This is a genomic window from Prevotella pectinovora (assembly GCF_041323955.1).
Taxonomy (GTDB): domain Bacteria; phylum Bacteroidota; class Bacteroidia; order Bacteroidales; family Bacteroidaceae; genus Prevotella; species Prevotella pectinovora.
Genome location: NZ_JBGLIV010000001.1, coordinates 1502802 through 1529555, shown reverse-complemented (window position 1 = coordinate 1529555; position 26754 = coordinate 1502802). Strand labels below are relative to the sequence as shown.

At 45.3% G+C, this 26754-nt stretch carries 19 protein-coding genes; 18 read left to right on the top strand and 1 reads right to left on the bottom strand.

What is annotated here, in order from left to right:
- Positions 1-131: 131 nt before the first annotated feature.
- Positions 132-302, bottom strand: coding sequence for a PG1828 family lipoprotein (locus ACDC99_RS06050; protein WP_022317203.1), 171 nt, complete (start codon positions 300-302; stop codon positions 132-134).
- A gap of 420 nt (positions 303-722) precedes the next feature.
- On the opposite strand from ACDC99_RS06050, the gene mtaB reads away from it, so the two are divergent.
- The 18 genes from mtaB (at position 723) to ACDC99_RS05960 (ending at position 26737) form a co-directional block, all read left to right on the top strand.
- Positions 723-2090, top strand: a complete 1368-nt coding sequence (gene mtaB / locus ACDC99_RS06045) for a tRNA (N(6)-L-threonylcarbamoyladenosine(37)-C(2))-methylthiotransferase MtaB (protein WP_044073282.1) — start codon at positions 723-725, stop codon at positions 2088-2090.
- Positions 2091-2212: 122 nt separating this feature from the next.
- Positions 2213-3238 carry a glycosyltransferase family 2 protein gene (locus ACDC99_RS06040; RefSeq protein ID WP_042517839.1) on the top strand — a complete coding sequence of 342 codons (1026 nt, stop codon included), beginning with the start codon at positions 2213-2215 and terminating at the stop codon, positions 3236-3238.
- Between the two features lie 44 nt (positions 3239-3282).
- Positions 3283-4407: a hypothetical protein gene (locus tag ACDC99_RS06035; protein WP_370756195.1), complete on the top strand. Its 1125-nt coding sequence runs from the start codon at positions 3283-3285 to the stop codon at positions 4405-4407.
- A 559-nt stretch (positions 4408-4966) separates the two neighbouring features.
- Positions 4967-5407 carry a hypothetical protein gene (locus tag ACDC99_RS06030; RefSeq protein WP_052484576.1) on the top strand — a complete coding sequence of 147 codons (441 nt, stop codon included), beginning with the start codon at positions 4967-4969 and terminating at the stop codon, positions 5405-5407.
- 32 nt (positions 5408-5439) lie between these two features.
- Entirely contained in the window at positions 5440-6324 is an 885-nt protein-coding gene (locus ACDC99_RS06025) for an IS3 family transposase (protein ID WP_042517742.1), read from the top strand.
- Positions 6325-6813: 489 nt separating this feature from the next.
- Entirely contained in the window at positions 6814-7074 is a 261-nt protein-coding gene (locus ACDC99_RS06020; RefSeq protein ID WP_370756193.1) for a helix-turn-helix transcriptional regulator, read from the top strand.
- A gap of 21 nt (positions 7075-7095) precedes the next feature.
- On the top strand, positions 7096-7644 hold the full coding sequence (gene fic, locus ACDC99_RS06015) for a protein adenylyltransferase Fic (RefSeq protein ID WP_370756192.1): 549 nt from the start codon (positions 7096-7098) through the stop codon (positions 7642-7644).
- Between the two features lie 24 nt (positions 7645-7668).
- Positions 7669-9717: an HsdM family class I SAM-dependent methyltransferase gene (locus tag ACDC99_RS06010; RefSeq protein ID WP_370756190.1), complete on the top strand. Its 2049-nt coding sequence runs from the start codon at positions 7669-7671 to the stop codon at positions 9715-9717.
- A complete protein-coding gene (locus ACDC99_RS06005) occupies positions 9714-11378 on the top strand; it encodes a restriction endonuclease subunit S (RefSeq protein ID WP_370756915.1) in 1665 nt (554 codons plus the stop codon). The genes ACDC99_RS06010 and ACDC99_RS06005 overlap by 4 nt, the downstream gene beginning before the upstream one ends.
- The gene (locus ACDC99_RS06000; RefSeq protein WP_370756188.1) at positions 11371-12519 is read left to right on the top strand and encodes a Fic family protein; all 1149 of its coding nucleotides are present in this window, start codon (positions 11371-11373) and stop codon (positions 12517-12519) included. Before ACDC99_RS06005 ends, ACDC99_RS06000 begins: the two co-directional genes overlap by 8 nt.
- Positions 12520-12977: 458 nt before the next feature.
- Positions 12978-13814 (top strand): sirohydrochlorin cobaltochelatase, encoded by an 837-nt coding sequence (locus ACDC99_RS05995; protein ID WP_370756186.1) that lies wholly within the window; start codon positions 12978-12980, stop codon positions 13812-13814.
- Positions 13815-13965: 151 nt separating this feature from the next.
- Positions 13966-14202: a hypothetical protein gene (locus tag ACDC99_RS05990; protein WP_370756184.1), complete on the top strand. Its 237-nt coding sequence runs from the start codon at positions 13966-13968 to the stop codon at positions 14200-14202.
- A 35-nt stretch (positions 14203-14237) separates the two neighbouring features.
- The gene (locus ACDC99_RS05985) at positions 14238-14381 is read left to right on the top strand and encodes a hypothetical protein (RefSeq protein ID WP_288176886.1); all 144 of its coding nucleotides are present in this window, start codon (positions 14238-14240) and stop codon (positions 14379-14381) included.
- A gap of 93 nt (positions 14382-14474) precedes the next feature.
- Positions 14475-15374, top strand: coding sequence for a PepSY-associated TM helix domain-containing protein (locus ACDC99_RS05980; protein WP_370756182.1), 900 nt, complete (start codon positions 14475-14477; stop codon positions 15372-15374).
- A 259-nt stretch (positions 15375-15633) separates the two neighbouring features.
- Positions 15634-17961 (top strand): right-handed parallel beta-helix repeat-containing protein, encoded by a 2328-nt coding sequence (locus ACDC99_RS05975; RefSeq protein WP_370756180.1) that lies wholly within the window; start codon positions 15634-15636, stop codon positions 17959-17961.
- A gap of 145 nt (positions 17962-18106) precedes the next feature.
- Positions 18107-21292: a pectinesterase family protein gene (locus tag ACDC99_RS05970; protein ID WP_370756178.1), complete on the top strand. Its 3186-nt coding sequence runs from the start codon at positions 18107-18109 to the stop codon at positions 21290-21292.
- 238 nt (positions 21293-21530) lie between these two features.
- Positions 21531-24770 carry a SusC/RagA family TonB-linked outer membrane protein gene (locus ACDC99_RS05965; protein ID WP_044073274.1) on the top strand — a complete coding sequence of 1080 codons (3240 nt, stop codon included), beginning with the start codon at positions 21531-21533 and terminating at the stop codon, positions 24768-24770.
- Between the two features lie 23 nt (positions 24771-24793).
- Entirely contained in the window at positions 24794-26737 is a 1944-nt protein-coding gene (locus ACDC99_RS05960) for a RagB/SusD family nutrient uptake outer membrane protein (RefSeq protein WP_044066264.1), read from the top strand.
- Positions 26738-26754 lie beyond the last annotated feature (17 nt).

Sequence of the window (26754 nt, the reverse complement as noted above, 5' to 3'; positions counted from 1 at the left end):
GTCAGATGAATTACAGGTGCCGGATAAGCAGGATTGCGTTGGTCGCTTTGTAGGGTATAGACACAAAAAAGCCGAAGAACTGAGTTCCTCGGCTTGGTCTTTTCGCTTAAATAGTTCTAGCTTTCGCAGAATTACTTGTTAGCTGTTGTGTCAACAGAAGTTGTGTCAACAGAAGTTGTGTCAACTGTATCAACTGCTGCAGTGTCTGTTGTATCAGCGCCCTCAGCCTGAGCTGTTTTGTTACCACATGATGCGAAAGAGATAGCTGCGATAGCTACGAACATTAAAACCAATTTTTTCATTTTTCTTTGCTTTTTAAATCTGTAAAACAATCATTTGTTTATTAAAACGCTGCAAAGGTAAGTATTTTTCTGATACGTTGTTCTCTTTTTTAGAGTTTTTTTTAGGGGTAAAATGTAACTTTTTTGTAAGTTGTTGTTAATCAGTGAAATATGAAATTAATTAAAGTGTTAAATTTTCTATAATAGTTTTTGTGTGCCTTTACAATCCCCTGTTTTTATAGTTGGTTTTTTCTTTTTCCTGACTTAATTTTAGGAAAACATCAGCCCCGCATAGCGGTTTTTATGGAAAAATGAGCTACCTTTGCAAAACGAGCGATTCTTTTATATATATAATAATGTATGTATGGATGAATAATATATGGTATATTGCAGTTTTAATTGTAATTACCAAGGTGAACAAAAATATCGAAATACAAGAAAATGATAGATACATCCGTTTTTCAAGGAAAGACAGCCGCTTATTTCACATTGGGCTGCAAACTCAATTTCTCTGAAACCTCAACATTCGGCAGGATGCTCCAGGATATGGGAGTGAGGAATGCCGCTGAAGGAGAGAAAGCAGACATCTGCCTCATCAACACCTGTTCGGTGACCGAAGTTGCCGACCATAAGTGCCGTCAGGCAATCAATCGTATGGTGCGCCAGCATCCCGGAGCTTTTGTTGTCGTTACCGGATGTTACGCCCAGCTTGAGGCAGAGACCATCAGCAAGATAGACGGTGTTGACCTTGTATTGGGAGCCAATGAGAAAGCGAGTCTCATACAGTATCTCTCCGACGCCTGGACCCAGTTGCAGTCAGACTCAGAAACCGCTGCTAACGGAGAGTCGCTCCACAGGCATTATTCCGTGAAGACGAAAGACATCAAGACCTTCGCTCCCAGCTGCTCCAGAGGCAACCGCACCCGCTTCTTCCTGAAAGTGCAAGACGGATGTGACTATTTCTGCACATATTGCACCATTCCCTATGCCCGCGGATTCAGTCGCAACCCAAGCATCAGCTCACTCGTGGAACAGGCACGTCAGGCTGCTGCCGAGGGAGGCAAGGAGATTGTTCTCACCGGAGTCAACATCGGTGACTTCGGAGCCACCACCCATGAGAGTTTCCTCGACCTCGTGAAGGCTCTCGATGGAGTGGAGGAGATAAAGCGATTCCGCATAAGCAGTCTGGAGCCAGACCTTATGTCAGACGACCTCATCGAATACTGTTCCCGAAGCCGCGCCTTCATGCCACACTTCCATATCCCGTTGCAGAGCGGTTCCGACGCAGTGTTGAAACTCATGCACCGCCGTTATGATTCGGCGCTTTTCGCACACAAGATAGAACTGATAAAGAAATATATGCCCGACGCCTTCATCGGAGTAGACGTGATGGTGGGAACAAGAGGCGAGACGCCCGAGTATTTCGAGGAGACATACGAATTCCTGAAGCGCCTCGATGTCACCCATCTCCATGTGTTCCCATATTCAGAGCGCCCGGGCACTGCCGCCTTGCGTATCCCATATGTGGTTTCCGACAAGGACAAGAAACTGAGGAGCAAGCGCCTCATAGAACTTTCCGACGAGAAGACACAGGCGTTCTATTCCCGATATATCGGACAGGAAGCGGAGGTGCTCTTCGAGAAATCCACCCGGGGCAGGGCGATGCATGGCTTCACACGCAACTATGTGAGAGTGGAGCTGCCGGCGGCAAAGTCTTCAGATGATCTTGACAACCAGCTCGTGATGGTCAGACTCGGTGGTTTCAACCATGACAAGACAGCCCTGATGTGTGAAATCTTGGATAGATAACAAATATAACTTTCAATAATGATGCCGTTATAAGAGGGTATACACATTATTATATATTAATACAATATTATATAATATAGGCAGAGCCTCTTGTCTCGGTGGAATTAAAAAACCATAGCGCTATGGATAAGATAGCAATAGTGATACTCAACTGGAATGGAGTGGGTATGATGGAGAAGTTCCTGCCCTCTGTCTTGCAATACTCCATAGAGGATGGCGCCACGGTATATGTCGCCGACAATGCCTCTACCGACAATTCCATGCAGATGCTGAAAGAGAAGTTTCCGCAGGTACGCACCATACAGCTCGAGAAGAACTGGGGCTTTGCCGAAGGCTACAACAAGGCGCTGGCGCAGATAGACGCAGAATACTATGTGCTCCTCAACAGCGATGTAGAGGTGACACATCATTGGCTCGTGCCTTTGCTCGAGTTTATGGACAGCCATCCCGAAGCAGCCTTCTGTCAGCCCAAGCTGCTTTCTGAGAAAGACCGCAACTCTTTTGAATATGCCGGGGCGTCAGGCGGATATATCGACAAGTACGGCTATCCCTTCTGCCGTGGCAGGATATTCAATACCGTTGAGACCGACGACGGACAGTATGACTATACCACCAAGATACTATGGGCTACAGGCGCCTGCCTTATGATTCGCTCCGAAGATTATTGGCGTGCCGACGGTCTTGACGGACGCTTCTTTGCCCACAGCGAGGAGATAGACCTCTGCTGGCGTTTGAGGATAATGGGAAAAGACGGTTACTGCGTGCCCGACAGCGTGGCATATCATGTGGGAGGCGGTACGCTGCCAAAGGGAAATCCGATGAAGACCTATCTCAATTTCCGCAACAACCTCACTATGCTATACAAGAATCTCGCCGACGACGAACTCAAGGGAGTGATGCGTATGCGCTGGTTTCTGGATTATCTCGCCGCCTTTCAGATGCTGATACTGGAGAGGAAATTCAAGGACTTCAAGGCTGTCGTGAAGGCGAGAAGAGATTTCAAGAAATGGAAAGACGATTTCATAGACGACCGCAGTTTCATACAGGCCTCGAGGTCGGTAGAAAACAAGGATATACAGGGCTTCTGCAGTTTCTCTATCCTGTGGAAATATTATGCCAAGGGAATCAGGAAGTTCTCTCAGCTATGACCCTCCCTTTTCCTTACATAACAATATTTTAAAACCGCTATATTATGAAAGACTCCGATACTATCAGCTCATGGGATGAACTGCTGGCTTCGCTTGAGACCGCAGCCAGTCATCCCGTTGACACGGCATGGCAAATATACCGTTATTTGCAGAACAACTATACCACTATGGGCTCGCATCAGGTGCGCATGCTTTTGGTGGCATATCTCAAGCTGCCGGTAGACCGTCCGTCGCTGGTGCATTCGTGTGTTCTCGGCATCGCCGTGAAGATCAGTTCGGAGTATGCCGACTTCCAGTTTCCGCAGTTTCTGCAGATGTGGGGTTACGACAGATATCTGCGCGAAGAAGACAAGCAGAGGCAGACGGGAAAGGACGGCCGCAGCTATCCTTCGCTCATGCAGCGTGTGGAGCGCAGACTCCAGTCGTATGCCCTCCATCATCAGAGCGAGATGCCCCATCCCGTTGACGGCATCAAGGATATGGTAGCCGTCAAGGTGTTTGAGAAGCAGATGAACGGCAAGCGCCGCTACTTCGCAAAGCTTGTGGCTTCAGACGGTATGGAACTTGTGGCGAGCAGCCACCTCTTTCCATGCAAACCGTGGGAGATACAGGGACGGATGTATTCCGTGTCGGTAAGGGTGTCGAAGGAAGGCAACGAGAGGGCAGACGAAATAGTGGTGTCAGAGAAAAACATCGCTGGCGCGTTTCCGTCCGTGGTAGGTTATGTAGACGGTGTGGATATGGGTCACGGTCATTATCATATATACGATTCATTGTCGCGACATTTCGTGGCAGAGAAGCCATCACTTATGGTCAAGCAGCAGGATTTCGTGGTTTTCTCGCCAGTCATACCGGCAGTAGACAAGTTCAAGAGTGCCATAATCTCTACTGTCCTGCCTCATGACGAAGGAATGAAAGCCTTCGGAACGATGAAGGCGGAGATAACATATATGAATACCGACGAAGGTTATCTGCGCTATCGCATAACATCTCCAATCGCCGACACTCCGGAAGGCACCTTGTCGGAAGAAGGCTTTGCCCGTCTTTCTGCCGTTGCCGACGACAAGATGCGCCAGTCTTTGAAAGTAGGCGATAGTGTCAGTCTTCTCCTTTTCCTGAAAAGAGGAAAAGATGGAGAGAAGCGAAACCACGTGGTTGAGATATCGTAAACTATTTTTTTTGATGAGCAAAGCATAGGCTTCGGATTTCCCCCACGGCGTGGGGAATCAATCCCCCTTATGTGGGGTTTCATTCCCCACGCCGTGGGGAGTATTCTGATGTGCCAATTGGTAATGATACTTCGATGATACTTTAGTGATACTTTTCTGTAAAATAACCGGAAAAGTATCATTGTCCTTAACTTATTGATTTGTAGGGCTTTGGGTACTTGTGTAAAGCCCGAGAATGATACTATGATACTTTTCTGCGGATTATCTTCACATCCTTGATAATCAAGCGCATTGCACTTTAATCGGTACGGACGAAATTTCAACATTTAGCCGAACATTCTCGGAATGTTCAAATCCTTGATACTCAGCCGTTGCACATATCCTGTCGTACCACGCTTCTTCTTTGTGCTATTTTGCGGTAGCTCTGATATGGCAAAGATAGTTATAATCAGTGAGAAAAGGGAAGGAAATGGTAGAAATAAGATTGTGAAATTTTGAAATGCTACTGTGACTTACCCTAAAAAAACTTGACACTTTTGGATGCCTAAAACAAAAGTGTATGAGAACAAAAGTAAAACGTGAAAGAGATCGTGTCCTAAATGAAGCGACAGGTCAGTATGAATGGGTATGGGTAGAATCCACTCGCTACATTCATGATGAAGAAGATCGAGTACTTGCTGCACTTGATTTCCTTAAAGGCGAGAATACGCCTGAGGAATTAGTTGAGAAACATCATATTTCCAACATTCAGGTGCTGTTTTCTTGGGTAGGTCGTTATCTTTCTGAAAATCGTTTAGTATCTTTGCAGGAGAACAACGATGACACTATGGCAAACAAAAGTAAAGACGAGCAGATCAGAGAATTGAAAGCAGAGCTCAAGAAAGCAAGAAAAGAGGCAGAACTAGAGAAACTACGTGCCCATGCCTACGACACAATGATTAACCTTGCAGAAGAAAGATTCAATATTCCAATAAGAAAAAAATCTGGCACCAAACAGTAAGTCTGCTCCGCGAAGAGTCTTCACCAGCATCGATGAATACCCTTTGCAGGCTGTTTGGTTATAGCAGACAGTCGTTCTACAACCGTGAAGATCCAGACAATGACTTTGTCGATAATGCCTTAGAAACCATGATAGTGGAGAAGGCCAGAGAATACCGTAAGGATAACCCTGGACTTGGTTGTGCCAAACTATACCTCATCGTCAAACGCTTGTTTGAATCCACTGATCGTATGCCTGGACGAGATGCGTTCATAGAATTGCTCCGTGCCAATGGATTGATGGTGCAGTTGAAAAGACGTCGTCACTACAAGACAACTGACTCCAGTCATCATTACCACAAATATGACAACTTGATAAAGGATGTGGTTCCCATGCGACCTAACGAAATATGGGTCAGTGACATAACGTACATAGAAACAACTGAGGGTGTGTGTTACTTGTCGCTTATCACGGATGCCTATTCTCATAAGATTGTGGGATGGGCAGTAGGACCGACCTTGGAAACCATATACCCATTGGAGGCACTGCGTATGGCACTGGCAACAATTGACGATGAAACAGCATCCCGTCTCATCCATCATTCTGATAGAGGAAGCCAGTACTGTAGTGCTGCATACGTTAAGGAGCTAAAGGCACATAATATAATGATAAGCATGACCCAAAGCGGTGATCCTCTCGAAAATGCCATTGCAGAACGCGCCAATGGCATCATCAAAACAGAATGGCTCTACAAGATGAGCATACCGTCAATAGAGAATTGTAAGGAAGAACTGACTCGTATCATACGTTTCTATAATACAGAACGTCCGCATATGAGCATTGGATACAAGACTCCCGAAACGGTACATACAGAAGTTGGAGAACAAAAAAGGTGTTGGTGCAATCCATGGAACAGACCTGCTGCCACAGGCAGCTGATAGGTTTTTCTTAGCCATACAGCATCTCCTAAAATAATGGGCGCTGCCCCGAAAGACAACGCCCATACCACTATTTCAGTGTGATGCAGAAACCTATTGCTGGCGAGTTGCTCCTCAGCAGAGCTCGCTTCCTCTTCGGCTTCTGACAGCAAAATTACGAAATATTTTTATTTCTTGCACTAATCAAAGGAATAATCATTAACTTTGCAATTGGAATGCGAGAAGGTAGTAAAGCAAATCAGTTTACTGATGAAATCTTGTAAAACAAATCAGTTCAACTAACAGAACTTGTAAAGTAAAACAGAGAACTGAATAAAAGTAGTAAACCTAATTAGTTAATCGCATCCAATTCTGTCAACTAATTTTAGGAATAGTCATGTTTTGTGTCGAAATAGATGTAAAACGCAATAATTTAGGCGACTATTTCCATAGTCTTTCGTGATTTTCATAGAATGTTTTTATCTTTGCATATGAAATAAATTAAAAGATATGGCACGGAAAGACATCAATCGCATAAAAATAGTATTGGTAGAAAACAAACGAACTGCGAAGTGGTTGGCAGACCAATTGGGTAAAGATCCTGCAACAGTGAGTAAATGGTGTACCAACTATTCGCAACCAAGCCTTGAAACACTTGTTCAAGTGGCAGAGGCACTTGATGTGGATGTCCGTTCTCTCATTGTGCAGACGAAGAAAAGCCGGATTGAGATAGAGGCGGAGAAACTTCTTAATATCTCATCAAACCAGTAAGACGAATACAATTAGAAGATTATGACAACAAAGGAAATAGACGAAAAATCGTTAGATAACGCACACCGCCTCTATGAGTCGGGCGATATAGATAGAATTCCAGTCGGAACTACAGTAGGTCTTCAGCAGATACATCATTATCTGTTTGATGGTCTATATCCGTTTGCTGGCGTCATCCGCGATAAGAATATAGCCAAAGGCAGTTTCCGCTTTGCCAATAGTCTTTATCTTGATGCAGCCCTCGCTGCCGTAGAGAAAATGGCTGAAGACACTTTCGAGCACATCATTGAGAAATATGTTGAGATGAACGTATGTCATCCTTTCATGGAGGGCAACGGTCGTTCCACCCGCATTTGGCTCGATATGATACTGAAACGCTCCCTCGGTAAGGTGGTCAATTGGCAGTATGTGGACAAAGACCAATACCTCTCGGCCATGGAACGCTCACCCATCAATGACCTCGAACTGCGTTATCTCCTCTCGCAGAACCTCACTTCTGATACGGAGAACCGCGAAGTGATATTCAAGGGAATAGAGCAGAGCTATTATTATGAGGGGTATGAGAAGTAAAATTGTATAAATAGAAAAAGCAAAATGGCTAAGACAATAAAAAGCATAGAAGAGCGGATTGAGGATTGGTGCAAGAAACAATTCGCAGGACAGAAATATTACACGAAAACCGACTTTATCAATTCCGAGATAGAGTCGGCTCTTGAAAAGGCTCCAAGCAAACAGGGCGGTTCTGGAAAAAATTATCCAGATATTAAATATCTGCTTACTGTAGAAAACTGCCGCAGAATTCCTGTGATGATTGAAGTGAAAGGCAAGAAAGGGTGTCTTATTAAGGTTAACGACAAAGGCGAAGTTGACAATACAAAGAAAAATTTAGAGCCTAATTATCAGAATATTTCGAAGTATGCTGTTAATGGTGCTGTTCATTATGCCAATGCCATACTCAGTTTTACAGATAGCTATAAAGAGGCTTTGGCAATAGGCGTAAATGGGTATGATGAAGCCAAAACGGAAATTCACGAAGTAGATGTGTGGTATGTGTCTAAAGACAATCTCTTTGTGCCAAAACACGTGGGGATTTATGAGGATATTTCTTTTTTACTGAAAGACAATGCAAAGACTTTTATCGAGAAAATTGATGCACTTGTTTTAAGCCCAGAAGAACTTGAAGAGCGCAAACTGGCACTTGAAGATGAAATAGAACGCAAACTAAAAGCATTGAATCAGAACCTGCATGATGAAAAGCAGATAGTGGTTAACAATCGTGTTCAGTTGGTAGCAGGTCTTATCATGGCAGGACTTGGTGCAGAAGGTGTTCAGCCTCTCCGTATTGAAGATTTGACAGGAAAAACAGATAAAGAGGATAATGACGGACAGATTATAATGAGTAAGATAAGGCTGTATCTGTCGCACAAAAAACTGCCAAAGGAAAAAATAGAGATGATCACGGATATTCTCAAAGTGGTATTTTTGCAATCAGGGTTGCAGAACCCAGACGAGGGGGGATTAAGTAAGTTACATTCTATTTATGCAGATGTAAAACATGACATCCTGCCATATGTCACGGGAGAATTGCACAATATTGATTTTACTGGCCGTTTGTTTAATGTAATGAACGAATGGGTTGATGTTCCTGATGGTGGCGAAAACGATGTTGTACTGACGCCTCGCTATGTTACTGAGCTAATGGCTAAATTATGTGAAGTGAATATGAACTCTTATGTATGGGATTTTGCCACGGGTTCAGCAGGTTTCCTTATTTCGGCAATGCACCACATGATAGATGATGCTAAGCAAAAAATCAATAGTCCGCACAAACTGGAAGAGAAAATCAGCCATATCAAGATGGAACAGCTTCTCGGTATAGAGAAGTTGCCGGATGTATATATGCTTGCCGTTTTGAACATGATCCTAATGAAGGACGGCAGCGCAAACATCATCCAAGGTAACTCTTTGGAATACGATGGAAATTACAAACAGGGTGACTTGAAGGACAAACCATTTCCTGCCAATGTGTTTCTGCTTAATCCTCCTTATTCTGCTGATGGCAAGGGATTCGTTTTTGTAGAAAAGGCATTAAAAAAAATGACTCATGGCGGACGGGCAGCAGTCCTCATTCAAGAGAATGCTGGTAGTGGCAATGGTTTGCCGTTCACTGCAAATATTCTCAAAAACAATACATTACGTGCATCAATCAAAATGGCAGACATATTCTGTGGAAAGGCAAGCGTGCAGACTGCCATTTATGTGCTTGAGGTGAACCGTCCGCATAATGCGGATAATGATTTGGTACGCTTCATCGATTTCAGCAACGATGGCTACACGCGTATGAACCGTAAAAAATCTGGGCAGAGCGTAAACCTTCGTGATACCGACCATGCCAAGGAACGCTATGACGAAGTATGCAGACTTGTACTTTATGGCAAAGGTGCAAACGATAAAAATTTGCACTACTTCAAAGATTGCTATATAGAGGATTATATCACTTTCTCGGGTAATGATTGGACCTACGGACAACACAAAAAAATAGATACTGTGCCAACAGAGGAAGACTTTCAAAATGTGGTTAGAGAATATCTTTCGTGGAAAGTAGGACAGGTGCTTAAAGGAGAGAATGACCTGGGAAAATAGTTTGCCCACGACCTTCAAAGCTGAAGGCGTGGGCGTATAAGAAGTTTAAGATAGGAGAATTGTTTTCTGCTCAAACAGGTGACACAGATTTACAACAGAAGGACATAAATGGTAAAGGTGCTTATTTTATCAATTCGGGGGTAGAAGCTCAAGGCATAAAAGGAAAGACTGATCGAAAGGCAAAAATATTCAAGAGTAACACCATAACTATCGATTTTTGGGGCAATGCATATTATCGCGATTTTGAGTACAAAATGGCGACGCATAATCATGTATTTTCTTTGTCTGGAGACATCATAAAGAATCGCAATATAGGTCTTTATCTCGTGAGCACGATGTCATATATGAAAAAGGCTTTCTCATATAACAATATGGGGACTTGGACTAAGATCAAGGAACAATGCATTCATCTGCCTGTAACAAAAACTGGCGGATTGGACTTTGCCTTTATGGAATCTCGCATCCGCGAGATGGAGGAATCTCGCATCCGCGAGATGGAGGCTTATCTAAAAGTTGCAGGATTTGAGGATTGTGAATTGACGGAGGAAGAGTGGTCTACACTACGAGACTTTAAAAATCACAAAACAAGACCAATAGTAATAAGTACCATATTTGATATAAAGAAAGGAAAAAGGTTGACAAAAGACAATATGATTCCTGGAACAATTAACTTTATTGGCTCAACATCTGTAAATAATGGTGTAACCGCAAAGGTTTCAAACTCTTCACATATACACAATGGCAATACCATTACTGTTACATACAATGGTTCTGTCGGTGAAGCATTTTACCAAACCGATAGTTATTGGGCTTCAGATGATGTGAATGTATTGACCTTTAAGCGTCTATTGAATGAACGACTTGCTCTGTTCTTTTGCGCTTCACTTAGAAAAAGTGGAAAGAAGTATGGATATACATATAAATGGACTAAAGAACTCATGGAAAAGGATGAGATAATTCTCCCCGTCACTTCTTCTAGCTCCATTGACTACAAATTTATGGAGACATATATCCGTGCGATAGAAAAGTTGACAATTCAAAGAGTTAAAGATTGGCGAGCTAAAGAAATAAAGACGACAATGGATATAGTGAAAGATGATGATACCGAAAAGTCATCTTTGCAACCATCGTTTGGCTCGAAACACTACGAAATGCAAGAAGAGGATGTTTCGATGATGGTTGCTGACAATATATTTATTCCATATAGTGTCGAAGTAAGACTTTGGAATACAAAACGAGAAGACTTGTTTGAGGGTAATCTTGATTTGCTTCTTATGTATGCCATTACTCCTTCAGCTCGTCACAAAACTGAATCTGCTTGCAAAATTGCGTTAGGCATAAAAGAAACAAATTTGTCGGCAGAAGCTATTAAAGCATTCAAAAGTGTTCGCTATATCATGTTCCATTATTGGAAAAATAGTGAAGCAACGCCTTTTGAATTGACTGCGCCTGTTCGCCTTGTGGAAAAGGAAAGCATTCCAGAAGGTTTCTTGATTCGACAAGAAAAGAATGCCAAGCAGTACCTACTCATAGAGTACAATTCCGATAAGCCAGCAGATTTAGGAGAGTGTGATATACTGAAAGCACAGAGGAAAGGCAGTGACAGGTACATTCCTTTTGTGTGTAAGATTGGAAACATAAAGGTTGGCAATAATGACTGATAAAAACAAACAACTATACCTTGACTTCGAAGCCTACGAGCGTGTGGCAGAGCCACATAAGCGCGAAAGGGCTTCGGCATGGCGCACTGCTATTGGTTTGCAGGATGTTGACGGACTGAAGGTGTCGGACTATCTGAAGGAAACGGCTGTCAGACACATTGAGGGTGATATTACCATTGATGATGTGCGCGAGCAGTTGAAATCGTATTATGTCAACAAAACTACTCATGACGAGGACGATGCTGAAAAGGAAGAGGCCGACCGTGTGGCTGCCAATATAGCCAAGCTACTGAGCGAGAAGTCTTTTTCGTTTACAGCATTGGAATTTCTGAATATCCATAGGCACTTGTTTGAGGGTGTATTCAAACATGCTGGTGAAGTACGCCCCTATGACATCAGCAAGAAGGAATGGATATTGCAAGGAGATACTGTTGTGTATGGACGTGCTGCCGACATTATGATGGCGTTGCGATATGACATTCAGCAAGAAAAGGACTTTAATTACAAAGGACTGTCAACGGATGAAATCATCAGTCACATTGTAGATTTCGTCACCTTGCTATGGCAGAACCATCCGTTTCGTGAGGGCAACACAAGAACAACTGCGGTGTTTGTCATCAAATATCTGCGCTCTATCGGATTCAAAGTGGACAACGATTTGTTTGCCGACAACTCTTGGTACTTCCGCAATGCCCTTGTTCGTGCTAACTATCGTAATCCGTCAAAGGGTATAGAGCCAAACAAGTCATTCCTCATCAAGTTCTTTCGTAATTTGATGTTGGGCGAACATCATGAACTGAAGAACCGTTATATGCTGATTGGATATGCAGATGTTGGTGACACCCATACAAGTACCCATACAAGCACCCATACAAGTTCTGATGAAACCGTATCTACGTTATCTGAAAATATAAAACGGTTAGTTGTTGCGATAGGAACAGATGAGAAGAGCGTAAAGGAAATGATGGAGGCGGTCGGTTTGAAGAATCGTCCCAATTTCCTTGAATATTCTCTTACGCCAGCCGTTACTAAAGGCTTGGTAAAAATGAAATTTCAAGATTCACCACGCCATCCTCGCCAGAAATATTTGTTGACCGTGAAAGGGTTAGCGGTGTATAATGAGTGTGTCAAATCAATGTGAAAAATCTGCCAGAGCTTGCTCCCCGAAGGCGATCAGCCGAGGAACTCCGAGGATGCTTGGCTTGTCCAAGAACTCCTTTTGGAGAGGCAGCCTGATGCGGTTTTCAAAAACCGGTAATTAGGCTTGCCGATTTTTTTAATTGTTGTTTTAGCGGCATCGAGATAGCTCGATGCAAAAATGAAATTACGTCAGGATAGACGTGCCCTCTACAGACGAGTTTGGAAGTAGTGGAATCAATGATGTATATCTCAATGTCGCCTATGCAATATCATAGTTTTTAGGTTTTGCCTATATATTCAATTGTCTTTAACTTTGCACCGCGGTTCAGAAGACAGGTGTAACGTATTTCGTGTGTCTTTGTCTGAATCGGTAATGAATAAAATCATTATATTCCATTTGATATGAAGAAAAGAAACATATTGACGATAATTATATTTTTGTTCTGCGTTGCAACAAGCATGGCGCAGAATGCAGAAAACGGTAAGACAGGAATCCTTCTTGTGCATTATGGCACTTCAAACGACAACTCTCGTATGCAGACCATCGACAGACTTAATGCTCGTGTGGCAGAGATATTCACCGACTGTGCCGTCGTTGAGGCATATTCCGCTCCGTCGGTTATAAAGATGCTTGCAAAGCGCGGCGTCAGGAAACTTTCCGTTTCACAGGCCATCGACTCCCTGAAGACTTTGGGTTGCAGCAAGCTCGTAGTGCAGAGCACGATGCTCCTCGACGGAGTGATGACGGAGATGCTGAAGAAGGAGGTAAACCGGGTGAAGAAAGACTTCCGCTCCGTGTCGGCAGTTCGCCCTTTGCTATATTCTGTGGATGACTGCCGCATGATGATAGAGATGATAAACAAGAGCCTTCTTGCAGACAAGTCTGTGGATGCCACAAAAACGCAGGTTGTGCTCGTGGGGCATGGCAGCGACAGTCCGGCAAATGCCATGTACAGTCAGATAGACTATCTGCTGAAAGCAGAGGGTAAGCCATCGTGGCATGTGGGCACGATAGAAGGTTTCCCTACAATCGATAATGTGGAGAAGCAGCTGGCAGGCGTCAGGAATCCCAATGTGCTTCTCGTCCCTCTGCTCTATATCGCAGGCAACCATCAGAAGGATGACATCGACGGCGTGTGGAAGCAGCGGCTTCAGACAAAAGGCTATCATGTGGAAGTGTTTGGAAAAGGACTCGGAGAAATGAAGGAAATACAGGAAATGATAATAGGCAAGATAGCCGAACAGGTAAAGGATGTGGATTCAGGAAAGACAAACAACGCAACATTTCATAAATAATAAAAAATAGGTATTAGTCTTTTTTACCCAAATCGGTCATTGGGGATTGATTGGATTCAGACTTTAAAATGGGTAATAAACAAATACGATAAGGAAACATCAAATATAACTAAATGTTGCCGTAGCCGCTTCATTGGGCTGCGTAAATGCCGTGGCAAGTAATGTATATGATGGAACGGATGGCGACAACGACATTCGCAAGTCAATAGACCTCAACCCGGTGGTGGTAACAGGAAACGGTCACCATCAGCTGCTGAAGTCCACCACTACACCCGTGCATGTGCTTTCGCAGAAAGCAATCAAGGAAACAGGAGCGACAGACTTCCAGGATGTGCTGACAAAGCTCATGCCCCAGGTGTCGTTCACCCCTAACGCCATGGGTTCATAAATCTGAACACCACCCATACCTTCACGGTGGGCAGGATGTTCAAGCTCGTTCCAAGCATCGGCATCGACAATATCTTCGACAAGACCGACCATCGCATCGACACTCCTTCGCAGAAAGTTGCCCTCTATTCACCGGGCAGAATGCTTGTAGTAGGACTAAAGGTGAATTTCGCAAAATAAAACAGACATTTTTACGTTATGCTAAGGAGAGTGGCAGAATCATCATGTTTTGGTTCTCTGCTCTCCTTGTGCTGTTTTGATAAAAGAACATCTATGACAAAGAAAATACTTCTGAAAATCCATCTGTGGCTCTCGTTGCCTTTGGGCATTATCATAATGCTTATCTGCCTGTCGGGAGCCACCCTCGTGTTCAAGAATGAGATAAGGAATGCTCTCGGAATGCCAAGAGTCGTTGCTCCGCACGCCAAGGGCGACAAAGGAGGAAAAACAGACAATGCCATAAAGGGAAAAGGCGCAAAAGACGAGACAGCTTCTTTCCGAAAGGAAAAGGCAGCAGCTCCCCACCAATGTTCTCCCGACGGATGCGACAAGTGTTCTTCGAGAGAAAAATGCCATCCGTCACCTTCTGCAAAGGATGACGTCATTGGTAAGGGCGCACCGGCATCCAAGAAAGAATCTTCTGTAGAGGATAAGGATGTGGCAAAGGGCAAGGACGCATTGAAGACCAAGTCTCCTGCCAAGGATGCACCATACGGTACTACTACAAAGAGAGACTTCTTCTCCTATGTCACCAAATTCCACACCGGACTCATGATGGGACCGGTGGGCAAGATTATTGTCACCTACACCACATTGTTGTTTGTCTTTATACTGATAAGCGGAATATTCGTATTCCTGCCCCAAAACGGCAAGCAGCTGTGTCATCGCTTCAAGGTGGAGTGGGGCAAGGGAGGCAAACGCCGCCTGTTCGACCTTCATGTCAGTCTTGGCTGGTGGACACTCCTTTGGCTGATGCTTCTCGCCGTAACAGGCTTGGGCTTCGGTCTGAAACTTGTGCCGAAGGGAACGGAGATGATGCAGGTCTTCCATCAACTCCACATCGGTTCGTGGGGAGGAATGATAACGAAGATCATCACTTTCGTGGTCAGTCTCATCGGAGCTTCGCTGCCTGTGACAGGTTACCTGCTTTATTTCCGCCGCAAGCGGAAATAGGATGAGAATACGGAACAAATACTAAGGGAAAGGGGCTCCTTTGCCCCTTTGCACACTATCCGGCCTTTTACATATATCGGCAATTATGGATTGTTGGAATTGATAATTTGGGCGTAAACGTTTACGTTGATAACTTGCCTTACATTGGAATAGGATTGTCTGTATTTTACTATATTTGCAATGCTGATCATACATCTTGGAGTGACAAGATGAAAGAAAACAATATATACAGTAATCTACTAACATTAATACTTATCCTATGAAACAATTATGGGCTCTTGTAGCCACGGTAATGTCTTGTGCCACACTTTCGGCTCAAGATGTAGAATCAGACAATCGGTCGTGGTCGTTTACCTCTGTCTCGCAGGCTGATGTAAGTTTGATTTCCGGTGATGCAAACTGGAAGAAAGATTCAAAGAGTCGTTATTGCTATGTTCTCGCCATGGACAATGCGCCAGTGAAGGCCAACGATACGGAACTTGATGTAGCTAAGGGATTGACTTTCACGATTACTGCCAATGACAATGGTAATTTGAGACTTGGCGGCAGCACCGGTGCGTTGTGGCTCGGCGATGCGTCTTCGCTTGTGATTCCCAACCGCAAGGCGGGAGAGATGGTGAAGATAGAATACTGCACTTCTAATAAGTCGTCAACCCGTTCGCTTGCTCTTGTCAATCTTGAAGGCACGTTCCCTGCCTCTACAGGAAAAGAACATCAGCAGGGCAGCGGTAAAGTAGTTGCTGATGGCGACGTAGTGGTAGGCATCACAGGAGGAATGTATATCTATAGCCTTGCCGTCGGCGATGAGGAAACCATAGGAGGAGGCGGTGGTACATCGCCCGACAACCCCGACAATCCGAACGACCAGACACCAGGTCTCGACTATATGACGGGAGATGCACCCATAGCAACGGCAAAGTTGGGATCAGGACCAAAGATCTATGTCTCACCGACGGGAAGCGACGCCAACGACGGACTGACACCGGAGACGGCACTTGCCAGCATTCAGCTTGCCATAGACAAAGCTGTGGATCCAGGAACAACAATCTGTCTCGCAGCCGGAGAATACCGTCCTACGGCACGCATAAACATCAACGACCGCAATGGTACGGCAGACAATTACAATTCGCTGGTCTGCCTCGACGGGCGCGCCGTGATTAACTGCGACCATCCGTACCATTCGCATAGCGACAACCCATACCAGGGAATACGCCTCACCTCGTCTTACTGGCATTTCTATCATGTTGACGTGACAAACGCCAGTGACAACGGACTGCTCATCGAACGCAACAAGCCGACCGGCGGTTCGTCAACCGACATCCAGAACAGGACACAGGATGCCCACGACAACATCATTGAAGATTGCAAATTCTATAGAAACGGTGATACGGGCGTTCAGATAAAGAATCTCGGAGCCTATAACTATATCCTCAACTGCGACGCTTTTGAAAACAAGGACGAAGGAGATGGTGATGCCGACGGTTTCGCACCGAAGATTTCCGTGGGAACAGGAAATTATTTCTATGGCTGCCGTGCATACAACAATTCAGACGACGGCTACGACGTTTTCTTCAAGAAAAGCGGAGGCTTCAAGGACAATGTCACGATAGTGTTTGAAAACTGTCTCGCTTACGAAAACGCTATTATCAATGGTGTCTTGACTGAAGGAAACGGTAACGGATTCAAGTGTGGTTCAGACCAGGGAGCGATGAACGTGGTTTTGAACCGCTGCATCGCAGTAAACAATGTGAACAAAGGATTCGACCAGAACCATAACTCAGGCGACATCATCATGAACAACTGTACGGGCTATGCTCTGAAAAGCGTAGACGGTCTTACGCTCAAGAAATCATATTCGTATAGAGCCTATGAGGATATAGCGGCAGGTCATGAGCTGGTGGCAACAAACTGTATATCCATCAACGACAATCTGAAGACGGACACACATCATGAAGACCCTACTAAGCTTGGCGAGAAAAGCATGAAATATGGAAGAACCCAGATTTCTGTCGGCACCCTCGTTACGACAGACCTTAGTGTTGATCCGTCGAATGTGGTAAACGAAGACAATTATGCAGAACTTATTGCCGATCGTGACGCCAATGGCGATTTGCAGTGGGACAACATCACTTGGGCACATCCCGTGGAAGGCAATGCCCTGCTCGTGGACAAGGGCACCGTGGTGGACGAAAATACAAAATATGCTTCACAAAACGTCAGAATACCGGCAATACGCTATGCTGGCGCCGCACCAGACCTCGGTGCTTTTGAACTTGGCTTGAAGAGCAAATCTGTAGCATTCGGTTCCGCCACCAACGGCATTGGCTATATTCAGAACAGCGAGAGCAACGGCAAGAAGGTGCGTCTCGTTCAGGCTTTCAACGGTCAGGTGATAGTAAGTGTTGACGGTGCACAGGCAAAAGACCAATTCGTCATCAGCGCTTACGATGCCGACGGGATGCTCCTGGGCAAACACGACTTCAACGGTACCAACACAAGCATTTATCTACCAAAGTCAAATGGTATGATAATACTGAAAGTCAATGGCAAGAACCTGAAAGAAAGTCTGAAGGTCGTGGTAAAATAACAAGTAAGAAAATGTAAATGTCTATATAAATATCCTGTTCGTTGTTTTTTTTACAATGAATGGGATGTTTTTTTTAGCTTTATTTGTAAATGTCCAATAAATGAGTTAACTTTGCCATAATAAACAAACTAATCTATATCAAAGCATGAACAATTTTCTAAGGACATTGACGTTTTGCGTCATTGCCTTGTTGTCTGCCGTATCGGTTAAGGCACAGGGTGACGTGACTGCAAAATGGGACTTCAAGAACGACCTGCCGGCAGGCATCCAGGAAACTACGAACTATCAGAAGACCACAGTTGACATTCCTTCCACAGTTGAAGGCGTGTCGATGCATGTAGATGCCACCAACGGCAAACTCTATTGTATCGGCAGAAACAACGCACAGTTCAACAGTGGCACGATTCTGCAGGTGCCGGTAAAGTCAACCCGCGACATCGTAGTAGTGGAGAACTATCCCAATTATCGTGGTTACACCGTTGGCGGTGTGGCAGCAACAGCCGATGTGAACGAGCATCGCGCCACAACCGATGAAGTGGCTAAAGGATATGTAGAGATAAAGGCTACTGATAGTGGTTATCTTTATGGAGTGCAGGTGACTTTCGTTTCAGCCATCGCTACAAAAGAACTCTACAGCACCGATTTCTCTGATTGGGGAGCTTACGAGACAAAGGCTGACGACAAACAGGTGACTACAGCGGTATGGAATACCAAATACAGTCATGAGTCTCTTACCTTCTCTGTTTTCAATACCCAGATTGGTGCCACAAACTTCAATACCAGTAAATTCCCTGATTGGAACGGCGGTATGCTGATGGCTGCCAAGAGCGAGACTCCATATATAGAGACTTCGGCTTTGGCATCTGTCACTAAGGTTCATTTCCGTCATGGTGCTACAGGTGGCAACCGCGGATGGAAACTCCTGGCCAAAGGTGACGGTGATGCAGACTGGGTGGTAGTGTCAAGCACTGTTGCCAACCCGGCATCGGGATGCGATGTTGATGTTGACGTGAACAAGACAAACTGTAAACTGCGTTTTGAGAATATCACAACAAACCAGAATGCATATCTTCTCGAACTTGCCATCTACGGACTCGTTGACCTCTCGAAGACTCCGGCTTTGGGCAAGGTGACAATCAACGGAGTTGATTACCAGACTGCTGATATCTGTGAGGAAAACGCAGACGGCGACATGTGTGCTACCGTCGAGATTTCAAAGAAGGAGCAGATGGTAGACGAGGCTGCCAACCCTGTAGTGTTCGGAACTCCAGACAATGGAGAAATCAAGAGCATTGAATATAATAAGGGGGATGACAACAGTACTGTCGTTACCGTGGTGGTGGCTGCAGGCGACAAGACTGTGACATATAAACTGACAGTGGCATTCAAGCCAGACTATACCCTCACATATTATAATACAGACGGAACTGTGCTTGAGGCTGTTCAGCAGGTGGAGAAGGATTCTCCAATAGCAAACTTGAGAAACGGCGACGGCGTAATCGTTACCGACGGAAAGGCGTTCCGCGGATGGTTCGTAAAGAGCGATGGCGGACGCAAATATACTACTGCTGACATCGTGACTGGTCCTACCAGCCTTTACGCTGTGGCAACCGACATTGAAGTGACAAGCGACGTAAACCGCTATACTTATAATCTCGCAGATCCATATTTCTATGCAGAAGACCATGAAGGCTTCTGTCCTACAGGTGGAGCTTTCCACGACAAGCAGCATGGCTGGTCGTTCAGCGACGGCGATAAGATTGATATCCTCTCTGGCCGTCACTCTCTCATCTTCGTTACAGGCTGCAAATATAGCGGTGCTGCTAACCTGAAACTCATGAACGGTGAAACAGAGGTCGCTTCGATCGCTCTCGACAAGAGCAATGACGGTGTGATGCAGAGCATCGAATATACCGGTGAGCCAGGAACTCTTACTCTCGTTGCCGATGGTGGCATGTATATGCACAAGCTCGTTGTTGCCAACCTTGGCGACGCTTCAACTGAGAAGAACGAACTCGGATATTATGTCTGCCAGCCAGGCAACGGCGGCAACTTCCTCACTATGCTCGATCTTGCCAATGCAAACAGCAGCGCTACTGAGCGCACATGTATCTTCCTGCCAAACGGAACATACGACCTCGGTAAGGTTGCGCTGACCGATGTTTCTGGAAACAATATCTCTATCATCGGTCAGAGCATGGACAAGACCATCATCAAGAATGCTCCGGATGTGAAGAACGAGGGAATCGGAACAACAGCGACTCTCTATGTTACAGGAAAGAATCTATATATACAGGACCTGACTCTTCAGAACGCACTTGACTACTACAGTTCTGGTTCTGCCGGTCGTGCGGTTTGTCTGCAGGACAAGGGTGACGGAACCATCTGCAAGAATGTGAAGATGCTTTCTTATCAGGATACATACTATAGCAACAACAATGGAGGTAAGTATTATTGGGAAGACTCAGAAATCCATGGTACTGTTGACTTCCTCTGCGGTGGTGGCGATGTATATTATAATAGGTGTAAGTTCGTTGTTGAGAAACGTAGTGCCGATGGTAAGGGTGGTTGTACTATAGCAGCACCTTATACAGACGGTTCAAAATGGGGCTACGTGATGAACGAATGTGTTGTAGACAACTATGCAGAGACCTTCAACTATGGTCGTGCGTGGGGAGGAACTCCTCGTCTGGCATACTTGAACACAACTCTTCTTCAGCCAGACATGATTATCAAGGACCGTTTCACTGTTGGTGGAATGAACGTTCCTGCCGACAAGTTCGTAGAGTTTAACACAAAGGATGCCCAGGGCAATGTGGTTTCTCCTGCTTCTAACGTGCTGAAGTTCACAAAGGACAATAAAGTAAACGAGATGGAGACAATCCTCACTGCTGACCAGGCAGCTGAGTATGCTCTTGACAAAGTGTTCCCTACATGGACTCCTGATGCAGACTGCGCACAGGTGGGACTCGGTCTCTTGACATCCGAAGGCAACACCATTACATGGGCTGCATCCGAAGGAGCTAAGGCATATGCAGTGTTCTGCGATGAGCTGTTCGTTGGCATGACATCGTCAACATCATGGACGGTTGCCGAGGGCAAGAAAGCTGCCGATTATCTCGTGCGTGCCGCAAATGCAATGGGAGGCTTCGGTGGAGGTTCAACAACTACCACAGGCATCAACAGCATGAAAGTGGATGGCGAGAATGTTGTATCTACAATGTTCTATGACCTCCAGGGTGTGCGTGTTGACGGCAGTCAGCGTGGTGTGCTCATCATGGTTCAGGAAATGAATGACGGCAGCATGAAAACGACTAAAATCGTGAAGTAATTTATAGAAGTTTTTCATTGGTATAAATATTTAAGGGTGCGCGCATCTTCTTTTGGTGTGCGCTCCTTTTGCCTTATGTTTTCATTGCAAAACAAGTTGTTTGCCATTGAAATATATATGGTTTGTGGAGTTTTTAACGCATTAAGTGCAGTTTGACACCTCTTTATGTTGTTTATATTTTGAAAAATTGTAACTTTGCAATATCTTTTTAATTATTTTATTTTTATTAGTAAAAACTATGTTTGGTAATTTAAAAACTTTTCGACTAGGACTTATTGCGCTTATGCTGTTCTTCGTAGGCAGTCTGTCAGCGCAGTCGCTAAAAGGAAATGTGAAGGATAGCACTGGTGAGCCGATCATCGGAGCTACCATCCAGGAGAAAGGAGCCAAGAACATGGCTGTTACCGATCTTGACGGTAACTTCTCCATCAAACTTTCCGGTGGCAAACAGATTACAGTTTCATACATCGGTATGAAGACTGCTACTGTCAATGTTAGCGGCAAGAGCAGTGTTAACATCGTAATGGAGGACGAAGCGACAACCTTGAATGATGTCGTTGTAATCGGTTACGGTACGGTGAAGAAAAAGGATCTTACCGGTTCTGTCACTTCTGTCAGTGCCAAGGATTTGGCAAACATCCCTGTATCTACAGCCTCTGAGGCTATCCAGGGTAAGATGGCTGGTGTGACTGTTACTACAACAGAAGGTTCACCAGATGCCGATGTGAAGATTCGTGTGCGTGGTGGTGGTTCTCTTTCTCAGGACAACTCTCCTCTCTACATCGTTGACGGGTTCCCTGTCAGCTCAATCAGCGACATTGCGCCTAACGATATCGAGAGCATCGACGTGTTGAAGGATGCTTCATCAACGGCTATCTATGGTGCACGTGGTGCCAACGGTGTTGTAATCGTTACAACCAAGAGCGGTAAGGAAGGCAAGGTACAGGTGAACTTCAGCGCTTCTCTCGGTGTGCGCAAGGTGATGAAGGAACTCGACGTCCTCTCTCCATACGACTATGCCAAGTATCAGTATGAGACTCAGTATGGCAAGGAGCAGGAGTATGGTGACTGGAGAGATATGGATATCTGGAAGTCTGTTACCGGTCGCAACTGGCAGGATGAGCTCTTCGGCAGAACCGGTCTGCAGCAGATTTACAACATATCTGTAAGCGGTGGCTCCAAGGAGACAAAGTTCAACGTCAGCTATTCTCGTACCGACGACAAGAGCATTATGATGGGTTCAAACTTCAGCAAGAACAACGTTAATGCTAAGTTGAACAGCAAGTTGAACAAATGGTTGACACTCGACTTCAATGCCCGTTTGGCATATTCTGTAGTCGACGGTCTTAACTCCGGTGGCGATACCAACGACGCAAGCGCCTCAAACTCAATCATCAACAAGGCAATCACATACCGTCCTGTTGAACCACTTAACGCATCAAGTGATGACGATGCTGACGAGTCGTCAAATACCGATATCAATCCATACGACCGTATGAGCGGTACTTACAAGCAGCAGCGTCGTTTCCGTCAGGACTACAATGCAGGTTTGAACTGGAAGCCGTTCAAGCATTTCACTTTCCGCTCTGAATTAGGTTTCACATGGAGATTTGAAAATACTGACCAGGCTTGGGACAAGCTCGCTACACGTAGCGACAATACAGGTGCCGGTGCTCCAAAGTCTAAGTTCTCCCGCACTGACGTGCGCAACTGGCGTAACGCCAACACCCTGACATACGATACCAAGGATGCCTTCGCAAAGGGCGACCGTTTGAATGTGTTGGTTGGTCAGGAGTGGTCAAGCTCATTGCAGAAGGATTATTATTCTTCTACAATCAATTTCCCTACAGATTTCTCTATCGGTGAGGTACTCGCCCACCAGGGTGCTGGCGAGGCTCAGCCTAACGCCAACAGAATCGGTGCCAAGGACAATATGGCATCATTCTTCGGACGTGTGAACTATACCTATGCTGACAAATATCTTTTGACAGCTACATTCCGTGCCGACGGTTCAAGCAAGTTCGCTTCTGGCAACCGTTGGGGCTTCTTCCCTGCTGTAGCCCTCGGATGGCGTATCAGCGAGGAGAACTTCATGAAGTCTGTTGACTGGCTTTCTAACTTGAAGCTCCGTCTGAGCTATGGTGAGGCCGGTAATAACCGTATCCCTTCTGGCAGCATCTATCAGCCATTCTCTTTCCCTAACGACTACAGCAAACTGAAAGAGCCATATTTCGGTGGCGAGATGGGAACTGTGATGGAACTCGGAAACTCAAAGTCAAACAATGACCTGAAGTGGGAGACTACTATCACACGTAACCTCGGTTTCGACTTCGGATTCTTCAACAGCCGTATCAACGGTAACTTGGATTTATATTGGAACACTACCAAAGACCTTCTGATGCTGAGCAAGATTTCTTCAAGCTCAGGTTATAACTTCATGTACAAGAACTTCGGTCAGACATCTAACAAGGGTGTTGAGTTCGCTGTGAATGCTTCAATCATCGAGAAGAAGAACTTCACTCTCAGCATGACTGCAAACATCTCTTACAACAAGAACAAGATCGACGAGTTGAACACTGGTTCTGAGTGGGATACAAACTATACTATTCCTGACGTGAACACAGGTCAGAACTTCCGTGTCGTTGAGGGAGGTTCCCTTGGTGAAGTATGGGGTTACAGACTCCGTGGCTACTATACAGCATACGATGCAGAGAAGAATCCTAACGGTGAACTCACATGGGATGGCAAGAAATGGCAGCTCCGTGAGGGTCTGCTCGACAAGAGCTCTACAGTAATCGGTACTCTGCAGCCTGGTTCTCCAAAGCTGAAGGTTGACGAGGAAGGCAATGTGGTTAAGGAGAAGCTCGGCAACACCATCGCTCCATGGGCTGGTGGTTTCGGTTTCAACGCTACATTCTACGGCTTCGACGCTTCTGTATTCTTCAACTATCAGTTCGGCAACAAGATCGTGAACGGAACAAAGCTCGGTTCTTCATTCTTCCACGATACACGCAAGGGATACAACCTCAACCGTGATTTCCTGAACAGATATACAAACATCGACCCTGCAAACGGTCTGTCATTGGCTAACCCGACAAACGTAGCACAGTATTATGGTGGTGACGAGGCTAACGTTATCGCTCGCTTGAACGAGATCAACGCTAACGCAAGCATCTACAACCCTGTATCTGTAAGCAAGATGTATCTCCTCGACTACTTCGTGGAGAGCGCTTCTTTCCTGCGTCTTCAGAATCTCACAATCGGTTACACGCTTCCTAAGTCATTGCTTAAGAACTTGTTCCTCAATAACGTGCGTTTCTATTTCACAGGCTACAACCTTCTTACTATCACAGGTTACTCAGGCAACGACCCAGAGGTTGACTCAAGTAGCAAGAAGTCTCGAATGTCTCCGGGTGTAGACTATGCTTCTTATCCTAAGAGCCGTCTGTATGTATTCGGAGTTAACGTATCATTCTAATATATAATAAGGAGTAAAACAAAATGAAAAATATATTAAAGACGATATTGTTGGGAGGTGTCGCCCTGGCTACGTTCTCTTCGTGCAGCGACTTCCTTGACCAGAAATCACCGTCAGACACCGACGCAAGCAACGTTTGGCAGTCAACATATTATACCAAGAATGTGCTCAACAAGGCATATGGCCTTCTCTGTGAGGACTACACATATTCTCAGGTGCTTTGCTATACCTTTATGGCTAACTCCGACGTTGAGTTTGCTAATGCCTATGGCGAGTCGAATGCCAAGGCTGAGGGTAAGGGCCGTGATCTGAACAACTATTATGCCGACAACGACGCTTCTTTCGCAAAGTCTCGTGATGCATGGGATCACCTCTATGAGAGTATCGAGTATTGCAACAACATCATTGAGGGTCTCAAGGGAATTTCTCCAGAGACAACTGACAAGACGGAAAAGCAGCTCCTTCAGTATAAGGGCGAGGCGCTCACTCTCAGAGCTATGCTTTATCATGAGTTGATACGCAACTGGGGTGATGTTCCATTCAAGACAGAGCCTACAAAGAACGACCTCTCTAACATCAATACCGGCAAGACAGACCGTGATGTGATCATGGACTATCTAATCAATGACCTTGAAGAGGCAATCAACTATCTGCCTTGGGCTGGTCAGAGCAGCTATACCACAGAGCATGCCACAAAGGGTTATGCTCACGCTCTCCTCGCTCAGATTGCACTTCAGCGTTCTGGTTGGGCTATTCGTGAGGCTGCAAAGGAGGGATATGTAACAGCTACAGAGAATAGTGATCCTACATATCCTACACAGCGTTGCAGCGATGAAGACCGCGTGAAGTATTACAACCTTGCGCTGACACATCTCAATGCTGTCATCAGTTCTGGCAAGCACCAGCTGAACCCAAGCTTCGAGGATGAGTGGACCCTCATCAACAAGCAGACTCTCGACACCCAGTATCAGGAGAACCTTTTCGAGGTTCCTATGGGATTGGGCAACTCCAGCGAGTTGGGCTATGGTATCGGTGTGCGTTTTGCTGACAACTGTGCTTATGCTCTGAAGGGAAACTCTTCAGCTAACGTTCAGTTGCCTTCTACTCTCTTCTGGAAGTACGACCACAGCGGCAAGGATACTCGTCGCGACGTTACATGTGCCAACTTCGAAATCAAGGTTGACAATGGCGTTACCACCGAGACAATGCTCGGCAACAAACCATTCAACATCTATTGCGGAAAGTGGGACGTTCGCAAGTTCAGCGACGACTGGTCTGCTATCGCAAAGATCAAGAATGCCAAGTTCGGTACTGGTATCAACTATGTGAAGCTTCGTTACTCTCAGGTCCTTCTTTGGTATGCTGAGGTGATGAACGAACTCAACGGTAATCCTGATGTCGCTACCGGCGGTTGCGGTCTGACTGCCCGTCAGGCTCTTGCTCTCGTTCACGAGCGTGCCTATGCTGACGCTGACAAGGCTGAGGCAAAGGCTTATATCGATGGTATCTCTTCAGACAAGGACGCTTTCTTCAACGCCATCGTTGACGAGAACGCTCTGGAGTTCGCTGGTGAGGGTGTTCGTAAGTACGAGCTGGAGCGTTGGAACTTGCTTAGCGCCAAGATCGACCAGATGAAGAATGACTATATGACTCAGATTTATGAGTATCCTACAAAGCTCTACTATAAGACTTATACAGAGAACGGACTCGTTAAGATCGACATGAAGTCTGTACGCTGGTATGACACCGAGGCTCCTGAGAATGCTGCTGACTATAAGTATGTTACATTCTGGGGCGACGAGGCTAAGGAGTCTAACACCAAAAAGACTAATGTAGCAAACCTCGAGTTCATCAGCGGTGGCTTGAATGAGAAGGTGAAGAACCGCTATCTCCTGCCAATCTACAGCAGTACCATCAACGAGTCTGAGGGTTCATTGCAGAATTCTTATGGATTCCTCCATAAATAATTTTAAATTTTAGAAAT